The organism is [Pseudopropionibacterium] massiliense (genome assembly GCF_900607225.1).
Taxonomy (GTDB): Bacteria; Actinomycetota; Actinomycetes; order Propionibacteriales; family Propionibacteriaceae; genus Arachnia; species Arachnia massiliensis.
Window position 1 is genome coordinate 396,249 of the sequence record NZ_LR027842.1, and the last position, 13,897, is coordinate 410,145.

At 68.1% G+C, this 13,897-nt stretch carries 10 protein-coding genes; 8 read left to right on the forward strand and 2 right to left on the reverse strand.

Features of this window, described 5'->3' with window-relative positions; genetic code table 11:
• The first annotated feature begins 28 nt into the window (after nucleotides 1-28).
• The 3 genes from pheA (at nucleotide 29) to E0E39_RS01695 (ending at nucleotide 3,450) form a co-directional block, all read left to right on the forward strand.
• Nucleotides 29-946 carry a prephenate dehydratase gene (pheA, locus tag E0E39_RS01685; RefSeq protein ID WP_130873198.1) on the forward strand — a complete coding sequence of 306 codons (918 nt, stop codon included), beginning with the start codon at nucleotides 29-31 and terminating at the stop codon, nucleotides 944-946.
• A gap of 329 nt (nucleotides 947-1,275) precedes the next feature.
• Nucleotides 1,276-2,547 (forward strand): serine--tRNA ligase, encoded by a 1,272-nt coding sequence (gene serS, locus E0E39_RS01690; RefSeq protein ID WP_130873199.1) that lies wholly within the window; start codon nucleotides 1,276-1,278, stop codon nucleotides 2,545-2,547.
• A gap of 123 nt (nucleotides 2,548-2,670) precedes the next feature.
• Nucleotides 2,671-3,450, forward strand: coding sequence for an HAD family hydrolase (locus E0E39_RS01695; RefSeq protein ID WP_130873200.1), 780 nt, complete (start codon nucleotides 2,671-2,673; stop codon nucleotides 3,448-3,450).
• 74 nt (nucleotides 3,451-3,524) lie between these two features.
• Here the strand turns inward: E0E39_RS01695 and E0E39_RS01700 are convergent, their stop codons facing one another.
• Nucleotides 3,525-4,073 carry a WhiB family transcriptional regulator gene (locus E0E39_RS01700; protein ID WP_130873201.1) on the reverse strand — a complete coding sequence of 183 codons (549 nt, stop codon included), beginning with the start codon at nucleotides 4,071-4,073 and terminating at the stop codon, nucleotides 3,525-3,527.
• Between the two features lie 326 nt (nucleotides 4,074-4,399).
• The gene (locus E0E39_RS01705; RefSeq protein ID WP_130873202.1) at nucleotides 4,400-5,350 is read right to left on the reverse strand and encodes a hypothetical protein; all 951 of its coding nucleotides are present in this window, start codon (nucleotides 5,348-5,350) and stop codon (nucleotides 4,400-4,402) included.
• A 111-nt stretch (nucleotides 5,351-5,461) separates the two neighbouring features.
• On the opposite strand from E0E39_RS01705, the gene E0E39_RS01710 reads away from it, so the two are divergent.
• The 5 genes from E0E39_RS01710 (at nucleotide 5,462) to E0E39_RS01730 (ending at nucleotide 13,887) form a co-directional block, all read left to right on the forward strand.
• Nucleotides 5,462-6,859 (forward strand): hypothetical protein, encoded by a 1,398-nt coding sequence (locus E0E39_RS01710; protein ID WP_130873203.1) that lies wholly within the window; start codon nucleotides 5,462-5,464, stop codon nucleotides 6,857-6,859.
• On the forward strand, nucleotides 6,856-8,223 hold the full coding sequence (locus E0E39_RS01715; protein ID WP_130873204.1) for a hypothetical protein: 1,368 nt from the start codon (nucleotides 6,856-6,858) through the stop codon (nucleotides 8,221-8,223). The genes E0E39_RS01710 and E0E39_RS01715 overlap by 4 nt, the downstream gene beginning before the upstream one ends.
• A gap of 399 nt (nucleotides 8,224-8,622) precedes the next feature.
• Nucleotides 8,623-10,440 carry a hypothetical protein gene (locus E0E39_RS01720; RefSeq protein ID WP_130873205.1) on the forward strand — a complete coding sequence of 606 codons (1,818 nt, stop codon included), beginning with the start codon at nucleotides 8,623-8,625 and terminating at the stop codon, nucleotides 10,438-10,440.
• A 2-nt stretch (nucleotides 10,441-10,442) separates the two neighbouring features.
• Entirely contained in the window at nucleotides 10,443-11,393 is a 951-nt protein-coding gene (gene cas6, locus E0E39_RS01725; RefSeq protein WP_130873206.1) for a CRISPR system precrRNA processing endoribonuclease RAMP protein Cas6, read from the forward strand.
• Nucleotides 11,386-13,887, forward strand: a complete 2,502-nt coding sequence (locus tag E0E39_RS01730; protein ID WP_130873207.1) for a TIGR03986 family type III CRISPR-associated RAMP protein — start codon at nucleotides 11,386-11,388, stop codon at nucleotides 13,885-13,887. The genes cas6 and E0E39_RS01730 overlap by 8 nt, the downstream gene beginning before the upstream one ends.
• The last annotated feature ends 10 nt before the right edge of the window (nucleotides 13,888-13,897 follow it).

Sequence of the window (13,897 nt, forward strand, 5' to 3'; positions counted from 1 at the left end):
GCAGGTCGCGCGGCGATACCCTGTGCGCGTGCTCGGATATTTCGGACCCGCAGGGACGTTCACCCATCAGGCGCTGCTCGGCATCGACGACTCCGGAGGCGTGCCCTTCGCCAGCGTCGGCGAGACCCTGGACGCCGTCAGGCAGGGACAGGTGGACGGGGCGGTCGTGCCGATCGAGAACTCCGTCGAGGGCGGGGTCTCCGCGACCCTCGACAAGCTCGTCGACGGTGATCCCCTGATCATCACGGCCGAGGTGGTGATACCCGTCGAGTTCGGGATCTACGTGCGTCCCGGCACCACCCTCGACGACGTCACCTCGGTGCTCACCCACGGACACGCGGCCGCGCAGTGCCGCGACTGGCTGGCCACGATGATCCCGGACGCCCAGGTGACGGAGGCCGGTTCCACGGCGGGCGCGGCCAGGGAGGTCGCGGACCCCGCGTCCCGCTACGACGCCGCCATCTGCGCGCGGGTCGCGGGGCGGCTCTACGGGCTCGACGAGCTGGCCCACTCGATCGAGGACAACCCGGGGGCGGTGACCCGGTTCGTCGTGGCGTCGCGCCCGGGAGGGGTGCCGGAACGCACCGGCGCGGACAAGACCACCCTGGTGGCCTACATGCACCAGGACCATCCGGGCGCCCTGCTGGAGATCCTGCAGCAGTTCGCGGTGCGCGGGGTGAATCTGTGCCGCATCGAGTCGCGTCCCACCAAGACCATCCTCGGCAGCTACTGCTTCGCCATCGACGCGGAGGGCCACCTCGACGACCGCCGCCTCGCCGAGGCCCTCCTCGGGCTGCGGCGGATCTGCCGCGACGTGATCTTCCTCGGCTCCTACCCGCGCGCCGACGCCCAACCGGCCGATGTGCGCCGCGGCTTCGACGACGAGGCGTTCGAGGAGGCATCCGAGTGGCTGCGGTCGCTCGGCGCGGACCGAGAGACGCGGTGACAAATTTTTTTCTGGAGTCGGTTGAGCCGGCCTGCTCGCTCTGCGAGCTGGCCGTGTCGAAACCAAGGTGAGCGTGGCCGGGGGCCTGGGGTCGGGTCTGCTTGTAGACTGCGGGGTGGTTTCGACACGGGCTGCTCCTTCGTCGCGGCCCGGCTCAACCAGCTTCGACCCGGTCATCCAACGCCTGCCTTCTCGTCGAACGCCAGCGCTGTAGCGCAAGCGCACGACCACAAGGCAAGCGTTCCGGCTCGACCGGTTTCGGGAAGGGCAGGGCCGGGAATCGTGGTCCTGCGACCGGATGCGCACGATGTCCGCGTAGAGTTCATCCCATGATCGACCCCAAGTTGTTGCGCACCGACCCCGACCTCGTCCGACGTTCACAGGAGGCCCGCGGGGACTCCGTCGAACTCGTCGACGAACTGGTCTCGGCCGATGAGGCGCGCCGCTCGGGGATCGCGACCTTCGACAGGCTGCGCGCCGAGCAGAAGGAACTCGGCAGGCTCATCCCCAGGGCGCAGGGAGACGAGAAGGCCGGGCTGCTGGCCCGCACCAAACAGCTCGCCACCGACGTGAAGGCCGCGCAGGAACAGTCGGAGGCCGCCGGGGAACGTTTCAACGAGCTGATCATGCAGCTCGGCAACATCGTCATCGACGGTGTGCCGCGCGGCGGTGAGGACGACGGAGTCGTGATCGAGACCGTCGGCACTCCCCGCGACTTCGCCGCCGAGGGTTTCGAACCCAGGGATCACCTGGAGCTCGGTGAGGCGCTGGGCGCCATCGACATGGAACGCGGCACGAAGATCTCCGGGTCGCGGTTCTACGTGCTCACCGGCGTCGGCGCGCGCCTGGAGTTCGCGCTGCTGAACCTGGCCATGACCAAGGCCGTCGAATGGGGATTCACCGCCATGATCCCCCCGGCCCTGGTGAAACCCGAGGCGATGGCCGGCACCGGTTTCCTCGGCCAGGCCGCCAAGGACGTCTACCACCTCTCCACCGACGACCTCTACCTCGTCGGCACCTCCGAGGTGGCCCTCGCGGCCTTCCACAGCGACGAGATCCTGGAGGCCGACTCGCTGCCGCGCCGCTACGCCGCGTTCAGCCCCTGCTTCCGCCGCGAGGCCGGTTCCTACGGCAAGGACACCCGCGGCATCTTCCGCGTCCACTGGTTCGACAAGGTCGAGATGTTCATCCACTGCCTGCCCGAGGACGCCGAGGAATGGCACCAGCGACTCCTCGGTTTCGAGAAGGAGTTCCTCCAGGCGCTGGAGATTCCCTTCCAGGTCCTCGACGTCGCCTCCGGGGATCTCGGTCTCAGCGCCGCCCGCAAGTACGACTGCTACGCCTGGCTGCCCACCCAGCAGCGCTACCGCGAGGTGACCTCCACCTCCAACTGCACCCAGTTCCAGGCCCGCCGCCTCGGGATCCGGTACCGCACCGAGAAGGGCACCGAGCACGTCGCCACCCTCAACGGCACGCTGTGCGCCATGACCCGGATCATCATCATGCTGCTCGAGAACCACCAGCAGGCCGACGGCTCGGTGCGCGTCCCCGAGGCGCTGCGCCCCCACCTCGGTGGCCTGGAGGTGCTCGCCGCGGGTTGATCTCGTTCCCGTCCCGGTCGTGCAGCACTCAACTCGATTCCGGGCTCTGAAGGGGCCGTTCCCCGGTTCGGGTGCTGCGCAACCGGGATATTTCTTTCCTCACAGCCTCTGGTAGGAGACACGATGACCTTTCACCCTGCCCTGGTCGCCCTCGACATCGACGGCACCATCGTCAGTGTCGACGGCGACCTGCCCGACGCCGCGCGCCGTGCGGTGCGGCGCGTCGTCGACGCCGGGGTGCCGGTGGTGCTCACGACGGGTCGGGCCTGGGCCGGGACGCAGAAGATCTTCGACGCCCTCGCCCTGCCGCCCGGCCCGTCGGTGTGCGCGAACGGCGCGATGATCGTGAACTATCCGCCCGTCGACGTGGTCCACGAGATCCGCTTCGATCCCGCCGATTCCATAGAGAGGGTGGCCCGGTTGGCCCCGAACGCGGCCATCGCCGTCACCGACGGCATGTTGTGGCGGGTTTCGAAACCTTTCCCCGAGGGGGAACTGAACGGCGATTTCGTCGTGGAGAGCGTCGAGGAACTGGCCTCGCGTCCGGTTTCCCGCATCGTGGTGCACGATCCCGAGACCGACGACGACGTCTTCAACGAGATGGTCGGGGCGCTGGGGCTGCGGGAGGTGTCGTACTACATCGGCTGGTCGTCGTGGGTCGACATCGTCCCCGAGGGCGTCGACAAGGCCCGGGGCCTGGAGCGGGTGTGCGGGGAACTCGGTGTCGCCGCCGCCGACGTGCTGGTCCTCGGCGACGGCTACAACGACATCGAGATGATCCGGTGGGCCGGGCGCGGGGTTGCGATGGGCGACGCCCCACGCGACGTGAGGGCCGCGGCCGATCACGTCACCGGCGACTTCGACTCCGGTGGGGCCGTTCAGGAACTGGAGCGCTGGTTCTAGGCCTGGGTGAGGGCGGCGGGTGGAGGGGTGCCCTCGCGGCCCCCGGTTCGTGCTGGGGAAGGGACGGGTCGGATTCAGGCGACCGAGGAGGCCGGGCTCAGAACCTCGGCGGCGGCTCTCATCACCTCGCGTTTGCCGGGCCTGCGCTTCTTGTCGATGGACTTCACCACCCCGCCCTGGGCCTCGGCCCGCCTGAGGTGGCGCTTCACCGTCGAGATGGAGCAGCCGACGCGCGCGGCGATGGCGGACAACGGCTGGGTGGGATTGGCCTGCCGCAGTCGGTAGATCTCCTCGTGGTCGAAGCTGCGGCCCGAGGAGACGCCGGCGAAGCTGTCCAGCTCCTCGGGTTCGACGGTGACGCCGAGACGGGCACGGATCTCGTGACGCTGGGGTTCGGTGGTGCCGGCCACGAAGCCTGCGACATCGTGGGAGACGACGGCGTCGGTGAGGCACTGGGCGCGCAGGGGGCATTCTCCGCAGAGCTTCGCGGCGTGGGCGGCCAATGCCGCCTGGGTGCGGATGTCAGCGGCGGTCTCGACGCTGGTCTCGTCCTCCAGGAGGGGGTTCTGGAAGAGTGAGGCGAACTTGACGCAAGGGGTGGCGTTGTCGAGAGCGATGGTCACGGTGTGGTTCCTCCCTGCCCCTGGGGAACGGGGCCTTCTAGATGCCTGCCACACCAGAGTGGCGGATGCCGCGGAAGTTGATAAGTACTTTTGATAAGGGGTGCTACCTGACTTTCCTGGGTATCCGGCTTGCACGCGCCTGAGTATCCGTACTCAGAGAAGTTGCTTCAGCAAATCCGCTCTGACTGGGTATTCCGCGGATTGCGTGTCGTACTTTCGGCCGAAATGCCTAGTCGGGAACCAAGGTTCGGCAACTCAGGTACTCAGGGGGTGCTCAGCGGCGTGGTATGAGTACTCAGGGATTCTCCTGAGAGCGAGGCGGGTGTTCACCAGGCCCAGCGGATCCCGTAGCCCCAGCCGGGCTGCATGTTCGTGAAGTTCGCGACGGCCTTGTTGTCCGTCACCTCGACGGGATGACCGGGGGCGGTCGGGGACATCATCTGGGAGGGCCAGGCGCGGTCGATGCGTTCGACGAGCCTCGGGAGCCGTGTGTCGAAGCGCAGCTCGATCCTCGCGGCGTGCATGGACGTGACGGGGGCCAACCCGAAGACCGGTTCCAGGCAGTCGTGGCCGGGTAGGCGTACCGACACCGAGAACGTGTGGGACTCCCCGACGTTCAGGCAGCGGGGGAGCCGCAGCTGGGTGGTCCACGAGCCCCCGTTCTCCTGAATCCCCGCTATTCTGCACCCCTCGAGGGTGTAGTACTTCAGCTCGGGGTCGCGCAGCAGGGGCAGGAACAGGTGCTCGTCGAGGGCGCTGAAACCGTCTCGGAGGGCCATCACCGTGCGTTCCATGAGGATGGTGGGAGAGTCGTCGCGAAGATCCAGGCGGCATCGGGTGCTCGTCGTGAGGAAGTCGATGTTCTCCAACGCGGGGGTACGGTTGCCGGCGAGCAGCAGGTGGGCGATCTCGTGGGCCGCCTTCTCGATGTGGCGGTACAGGGTGCGGCGCCCCATGTTCAAGGCGGTGGCGGAACGGTTCACCCGCTCCCCGGGGGAACCGGTGATGTCCTTGGAGAAGCCGGCTGCGAACAGGAACGCGCTCCGGGTGTCCTCCTCCAGCCGCGCCGCGCAGGACAGCAGCGCCTTGAACACCTGATGCCTGAGGAAGGGGGAGTCCGGTTCGAGCTTCAACACCTTCAGCAGGGGTTCGGGCAGGTGGAGTTCGGGGTTGTGGATTCCGTCGGAGCGCAGTTTCTTGATGGCGCTGAACAGCTCCTCGGGTGCCGCCTCGTGATGTTTCGGGGAGGCAGCCTCGTTTTTCCGTGAGCCGTCCATGGCGAGATATTAGCTTTTGGTCATCTGACTTCTGAACTCACGGAGGAGAGTCCGTTGTCACGGCCGCATCGGGGGTAATGTCCGTCAAAGGATGGCGACGGAAGGAGACTGATGTCCAAATCCTTTGAGCAGTGGTGCGGACAGTGGCTGGAGCGGCTGCCGAACTGGGGACGATACGCCCCCAGAGGACATGGCGTGACCGTGAAGCTCGTTGTCAAACGTATGTTGTGTCCCTGCCTCGCCGTTGAACCCGCGTGGGTGGGTGTGGGGCGGGGGGAGAGGATCGGCGACGAACGCGGCCGGGAACTGGTGGCCTGGCTCGACGGGCGGCGTGACGTGGTGGGGAAACTGCTGGCCCTGCTGCGGACCGGCGTTGACGAGGCCATGGCCCGGGCGCGACAGCAGGGACTGGACGTGACCGTCAGCCGGATCGCCGAGGCGCTCGCCGTCGCCATCGGGTCGAAGTGGAGACAGGGCGTGGTGCTCACCGACATGGAGGTCGAGTCGGTGTGGGAAACCTTCCTGCGCAACAGCGTCCCGCTGGGCAGACGGATGGGCCGGCGCGGGTTCGCCGGATACCAGGGGCTCTACGACCGGCTCTGGGAGGACGAGGGACGCGCCTGCCTGGCCGCCGAACCCTACGGGCGTTACGGGCTGGGGGAGAACGAGCGGCCACCGCTGGTCGTCGAACACAAGGAGAACATGTTCCTGGGGTTGCAACGCTCGGTCTTCTCCCGGTTCTCGCTCGCGGCGCAAGAATCGTATGTGAAGGGAAGCGCTGATGAGATTGCGCGACGTGAGGTCTCCCGGGCCTGCGCCAGGCTCGGGCTGGTCGATGAATCAGCCCGGATCGCGCTGAGGAGCCTGTACGCCGGTTTGCTGAGCGGCCCATCCGGTCCCGGATGGAAGCCCCTGGGCGCCACCCCCGGGAGACGTGCCTGGGACGACGACCTCCTGCCGCTCGGGGAGGAAGTCGACCCGCAGGGCGACCCCGCCCTGGACTGGAAGGGGATCCACGCCGGTATCGCGGCGTTGGCCCAGGCGATGATCGCCACCTTCACGGGGCGCACCACCCAGGGGCAGTACCTGAAATGGGCCGAGAAGGTGGAGGAGGCCCACCAGGACGCCATGCGCCGCGCCTGGCACGACTGCTTCCGGCTGGACATGGCGGGCAGGCCCGTCACGGAGGCGAAGGCGTCGAGAATCGTCAAGCAGGCCATCTACTGGGGCATCCCGAGCGGTCAGAAACAACGCAGGGATTCCCGCCGGCTGACGGGTGCTCACCAGGACGAGACGTCGCCGGAGGACGTGGGCGAGAAGTTCGAGCCCGACCTTCCGGCGTCCTTCGGGCGCGCCATCGAGTGGCTGCGGGCCGACGAGGACCGCGCCCGGGCGGTTGTCCGGGGCGACGAGGAGGCGATCGCCGAGTACGCGCGCGCCGCCGCCGAGCTGGGGCTCCCGAGCATCGATGAGGTGTGTCATCACATGGACCAGGACTGGAAACAATGAGTGGAACCGACAAACAGATCGTCGTCGAGGCGCTTGGGGATGGCCCGGTGCAGGTGGGGGCGGGGGGACCGGCGCCGGCGGGCAGTGTCACGCTGCCCTTGAGAACCGTCGTCGTCGTGGTGAATCCCGCAGAACCCGAGGAGGTGCCCTGCTGCCTGGCCGCTGACGTCGACGAGGCCCGGGATGAGATCGCCGGTCTCTACGGCGACGCGACGGCCGGGCTCGCGGCGCAGGCCGCCGGGTGGGACGCGCCGGGGCGGGTCGGGAGGATGCCCTTCGCGCCCGACGACGAGGACGTGGCCGAGGCGGTGGCGCGGCTCGGGGTGGTGCGGTGGCTGCAGGAGTGCTCGCCGTTGCCGCTCGACTGGCGACTGCTGCGGCTGGAGGAACTGACCCTGGTGGCCTCGCTCACCGGGCATCTCGCCGACGAACCCGACCGGCTGCCCGAACTGGCGAAGTTGTGCAGATATTTCCACGACCACCTGGCCGAGGAGGATTTCGCCCCCCTGACCGGGCTGCTCGGGGACGCGCTGGAGCAGGTCGCGGACCGGTCCCCGCTGTCCGGGGACTCGGGCGACTGGGCCCGCGAGGTGCTGGCCACCTGGCCGGGCGGGGAGGAAACCGCTCCACCCGGGCGGTTGGACGCCGAGCTCATCGACCGGTTCAGGCCGGAACTGGCCCTGGCCGCGGGGGCGGAGGGGTGGGACGGGCTCGTCGAATCCACGACCGTCGACTGGGAACAGGTGCCGCGCGGCTGGGTGGGAACGGACGAGAACAATGCCCGCTGGATGGTGGATCTCGATGTCAACGGGGCGGTCCACTGCGTCGTCGCGGTGGACGGGCCGCGGCAGGTGCGCTGGTTCGGTGGGGTGCCGGGGGGGTGGGAACCGGGTGAGGACGACCGGCTCGGTTTCGAGCTGCTTTCCGGGGACGTCCCCGAACCGGTGTTGAGCGGGCAGCTCGGCTACGATCCACGGGCCCGCGGCTGGGCCGGGTCGGTGGCCGGGACGACGGCGCAGACGACCCGGTTGAGGCACACCCTCGACGCGGGCGCCGGGACGTCGCTGCGGGTGCACTGCGACACGATCGGGCAGGAAATCCTCGACCCGGTGGCGGCGGCCGCGCGGCGCTGGTCCGTGAGAGGGGTGGGTGCCATGAGACTGCTGACCGCCGTCGACGACCGGGAACTGCGGGCAGGGGCGGTCGCGGCCCTGACGGAAGCGGCGTCGTGCTGGGAGGCGGTCGGTCGGAAACGCGACGCCGAGGCCTGCCGTTTCCTGCGCCGGAAAGCGGAATCGGGCGAGTGGGGCGACTGGGTCGCCCTGACCGTCGCCGAACGGTGGCTGCTCCACTCGAAGTCGTGAGGACGCGAAAGCGGGGTGCGCGATGCGCACCCCGCGAGAAGTGGCCCGGGGCCACCCGTCGGATCACCAACTCCACAACATGAGCATTCACCTCCTCGGTTCCGAAGACGGGATCTTCGCCTCACCCGACTTTCGGATCCAGCGGTGCCCGGGAACGCACACGGGGGCGAACCCGGCGGTTCGCCCCCGTGTGATGAGATTGCGTTCGCAGCCTCGGCTGCTCGTCACGTCACCAGCGCCACAGCATGTCGTGCCTCCTTTCCGTGTACCTCGGGAAAATCCCTCACGACACATACGGATCCAGGGGCACGGGGGCTTCGCTCACGTCTCCTCCCGTCGCCGGGATCAGCGGCCGTCCTGTCCGTCAGGGACCGGTGAGGCCACGAAAGGAGACCTGCGATGACGTCATCACGACCCCCGGGGCGGGGCACCGGCCCCGTTTTCATCTCGTACCACCAGGGGAGCGGAACCGCCGACGCCGAGTTCATCGAAACCTATCTGCGCGCCGGGGGGATCGTGCCCTGGCGCGACATCCGCGACCTGGAGGCCGGAACGGTCGAACGCAACATCACCCAGGCCTTCGAGGACGGGCTGAGCGGCGGGGTTCTGCTGCTCTCCAGCGGCATCTCCGAGAGCAGTTTCGTCCCCGAGACCGAGGCGCCGCTGCTGGTCGGGGCCCACAAGGCCGACCCGGACGGCTTCCAGCTGCACATCATCAACACCTTCCGGAAACCCGGTTCCCCGGACGAATGCGACTTCAAAGCGCCCGGCAAACAGCTGGAGACGAAATACCCGGAGGCGGAACAGCTCAATGACCATCTCCAGCGGCGGCTGCTGCACTCCGACGGCAAGGGCGGCAAACCGGTCAGCGAACTGAACCTGGTCCTTCGCGACCTGCTGCGCAACCGCCTCAAGGTGCGCCGGCCGCAGCTCGACGACGGGGAGATCGAGATCGGCCTCCAGACCCGGCCCGAACCCAACCACCTGCCCGCGGACGGCCGCACCGTCCCGGAGGCCGACCTCCACATCCGGCTCCGGCAGGACGCCGCCACGCAGATCCCGGAGGAACTCGACTACCGTTGCCTGCAGCAGGCGCTGCCGGTTCTCATCGACGAACTCCACGCGGCCCGGATCAGGCGTGTCCTCTTCCGGGGCGGCTGCCACCCGAGCCTGGCGTGGGCGCTCGGCGTGGCGCTGCCGCACGCCCGCGAGATCGAGCACTTCACCTGGCGCGACACCTACGGAAAGGACTGGGCCTCCGCGGACGAACCCGCGGAACGCAGCACCAGTATCTGCCTGGAAACCCTGAACCCCGACGGGACCAGACGCCCCCTCGGGTTCCCCCGCGACAAGATACCCTCCGGAGCCGAACTGCGGCGGGTCCTCTGGGGGGATGCACCCGCGAAGAACGTCGTCGTGCTGCTGGCCGCCGACGACCTGCGCCCCCAGCCCCTGCTCGCCCTGGCCAAGAAGCTGGATGACGCGCCGGTGCTGGTCATCAACCTCCACACCCCCTCCGCCGACGGCGCCAAGAAATGGATCGACCACGCCGAGGGGGCCGGGCTGGCCAGGCGCGTGGGTGAAATCCTCCGGAGGCTCGGGGACCTCGCCAAACTGCTGCATCTCGCGGTCAGTGCCCCCGCCGCCATGGCGGCCCTGACGGCCCGCTGGTGCAACACCCTGACGATCGATTTCTACGAACTCGGCAACACCGGTATGGGCGCCCGCGAATACATCCGGGTGCTGCGCACCGAATCCGGGAACAAATCCCCCATCACGGGGGTCTTCCCCCAGGGCGTGCCCCAGGTGGACGAGGTGAGGAAACTCATCAACCTCACCCCGCACGACGTCACCTACTATCCCGAGGCGGGGGAACCGTTCACGTGGGCGGCCCCCGAGGGGCCCGACCAGTGGGTGCGGCGCCAGGAGCAGTCCGAGGAGCTGCCGTCGCTCCGGGTTCAGGGACGCGAGATCCCGGTTACGAGGATCCGGCAGGGAACCATCGCCCCGGTTCCGGACCCGATGCCGGGGGTCGGCTACATCGTGCCGCGGATCAGCGCCGAGACGGCCCGCAGACCCGATTTCTTCTTCCCGCACGGCGAGGTCCGCGGCCAGGGCGGCGGCATCATCGGATGCCGCAGACTCGGATGTTTCGAGGCGGTATCGAACAAGGTCCGGCCCTACCTCGAACTCCTCGACCCCGTCCCGCAGGACTGAACGTGGGGTCGCCGAGATCCCTGCCCGCGGTGCGGGTCAGGATCTGGCAGGTTCTGCTGCGGGCGGAGACGGGGGAACGTCACCTGACCCCCACACCCTCGGGAATCCACGCGATGGTCTCGTCGTGGCTGCACCGGTCGCCGGGCGGCGACGGCGAGCCGCATTCCGAGGAACACCGGTACGCGGTGCGGTGGCGACAGGTCAGCGAGTTCGCCGTGCTCGTGGAGTTGCGGCTGTTCGACGACTTCCTGACCCCGCTGCTGGTCGACCGCGTCGCGTTCGGGAACCGGGAGCGGCTCGGCATGGTGACGTTGCGGGTCGAGGGGATCCAGGAGGTGGCCTCGGTGAACCTCGCCGAGATCGCGGGCAGGCCGTCGAAGGGGTGGCGGCTGCGATTTCCCGAGGGCGTCACCTTCAAACGCGGCGACATCTTCATGCCCTGGCCCGATCCGTACCTGCTGCTGGGCAGCATCCAGCGGCGGCTCGCGCTGATCTGTGGCCGGGACCGGGACGAGCAGCGCCTGCCACGGGAGGTGATGGCGTCGGTGTTTCCCACGCAGGTGGAACTCCAGTCCGTGCGATGGACCGAGGGGGATCCCAGCCGGGCCAGCCTCCGTGACGTCCGCGTCGCGCTCGGGGAGGTCGACTGGCTCTGCACCGGCGACGCGGCCACGTCGAGCCTGATCGACCGGCTCCTCCAGGTGGGGGAACTGACCGGCATCGGGGCGAGAACGGCTTGGGGAGCCGGTGTGCTGGAGATCGCGGACCGGGTTCCGATGCGCGCGATCGCCACGGGAAACAAGCGTCGTTCCCGGCGCGGCCCGTCCCGTCCGTCAGGGATTGGCAGGACCGGGAGAACCCCATTCCCCCGGTTTGCGGGGGAATCGGGGGAATGGGGATTCGGCGACGAGCGGCCGGGCGGGTCGCGGGACAGGAGGTTTGGCAGTGAATGAATACGCCTACGTCGAGGAGATCGACGAGGACCACGTCCGGGTGTGGCCGCTGACCGATTCGGAACTCACGTGGAATGGAGAAAAAGTCCTGACGCGAAAGGACGGCTTCACTCTCGAAATCGAAATGTGCCTCGGGTATGAGAAAGGGAACCCGGGATACTACGTGGTGGAAACCGATGAGCTACCTGAAGTGTGCATGTTGGAATCTCACATTTCCGGAAGTTCGGTCGGTTCCAAGAGAAGCAAAACTTGGAGAAAAGAACTGTGGATTCCCGAAGGAAGTGGCGGGCTGGAAGGTGCTCTCCGTGACAAAGCCTACAGCCATGACTTCGATCTCCTGGAAGTCGAACCTAAACGGTTGTGCTGGGGTGGTGAAGGTCTTGGCAGGTGGATTGAGACGGCCAAGGAGGAAGTTGAGCGAAAAGCCGCACGCAAGAAGGCCGGTGAAATCCGGGAGAAGCTGAAAGAGTTCCACGACGGCGGGAACGCCTTCATCAATCCCTACACCTTCGTTCCGCTGCCCGACACGGTGAAACGGGACAAACCCCACGGCCACGCGAGGGCAGTCGAGGGCGGGCTCACCGGGTATCTCGACGTGGAGTTCGCCTTCCGTTCCCCGCTCATGATGCCGGTGGACTGGAACACCCCCGGGGAGACAACCGTCACCGGCACCCGGATCGAAGAGCGCGTCACGGTGCCGGGATCCTCCGTGCGGGGTGCCGTCCGGTCGCTGTTCGAGGTGATAAGCAGCAGCTGCCTGTCCATACTCGACCCCGACTACCGGCCCGCCCACCGGGCGTCGCTGGAAATGCGCCCCGACAAGTGGCTGGCAGTGGTTGACGAGGTCGATTCCGACGGGAAAGTGATCTCGGTGCTGCCCACCAACCGGGTGGTGTGGATCCGGGCCGAGGCGCTGTGGCGCCTGTTCGGCGGGGTGGCGGGGCTGCGCTCCGGGGTGCGGATCTCCTTCGACGAGAGTGCCATCTACGAACGGAGTTTTGGCGGCAACAAAGGCAAACCCGTGAAACGCGAACAGCTCAAACCGGAGGGGGAGGCCACGCTCACGGAGGGCGGCGACTGGGTGGTGCACGTCGCCGATGCCGGGACGAAGGGCGACCACCCCGCCGATCACATCTATGTGGCCGTGGGCAAACTCGAAACCACCCCGATCCGGCTGGGCGAGATGACCTGGGAGGACTACCGGGAGCTGTGCAGGTACTCGGTGGACGTGACCGGCGGAGGGCTCGCCCCCTCGGCGCCCGCATGGGATGCCGAGGAATGGGCGGGAGTGGCGGTGATGGTCAGGCACACGGACAGGAACAGAGGGAATAGAGAAACCGCCATCGGGAAGCGACGCAAGAGCGACGGCGCCCTGGCCCCGGGCGATTCGGTGTGGATCACCACCCGGAGCGAGGGCGGCGAGCGCGTGGTCGCCGGGCTCACGATGTCGTCGAGCTGGCGGGAGCTCGGGAAGGGCCCGATCCGCAACCGGCTTCCCGACGAGTCCCTGCTGCCGTGCCGCGACCCGGACGAGCTGTGCCCCGCCTGCGCCACCTTCGGTTTCATCGAGGCCCGCGCCGAGGGTCAGCGACGCGACCAGGCGGAACACAACGCCTACGCCTCCCACCTGCGGTTCGGGGCCTTCGAAACCGACGCTCCGGTGCCGCTGCGGCTGGTGCTGCCCCCACCGACCCGCTCCCCGCGCCCGAGCGCCGGGGCGTTCTACCTGGAACACCTCAAAGTGGAGGGCGAGAACCGGGAGGCGGGTGTGGCCGAGTTCGGGAAACCGGCGTCGCGGTGGGGCGGTCGGCTGGACAGCCCCCGGATGCGCCGGATCGCCGGCCGCAAGTTCTACTGGCACGGCCAGGAACCCGAGGACACGACCCCCACACCCCGCCAGGTGCGCCGCAATCACTATCCGGCGGAAGGTGCCAACAACTGCCGGGAAACCAGGCGCTGGATCACCGAGAAACCTCCCGTCCTGAAGGGACGGATCCACTTCGAGAACATCGACGCCCGCCAGCTCGGGCTCCTCATGCTCGCGCTGGAACCCCGGGAACTCGCGAAACGCGCCGGTATCACCGTCAACGGTGAACTTGCCACCCACCTCGGTGGCGGTAAGGGCCTGGGCTTCGGCACCGCCGTCGGCCGCATCACCGCAACCTGTATCCAGGATGCCGCGGGCAGGTACCGTGCCGGCGCGGGGAAGGTGGAGGTGGATCCTTGGGGGGCCGCCATGCAGGTCATCGACCCGGATGTGCCGTGGATCACCGGGCTGGTCAAGGCGCTCGGCACCGAAAGCGTCCCCGCCGACCGAATCTGGTACCCGACCATGGGCAACTTCACCCAGCGGGGCAGTGACGTGCAGCAGCAGAAGTTCGACAAGAGCTTCGAGTACTACGCCAGGTTCTCCGGAGGCAAGAACAAGAAAACCCGGATGCGCACCCTCCCCAGGATCAACGACCCGATCCAGTACATGAGCAACGAGAACTGAAAGGACCGGA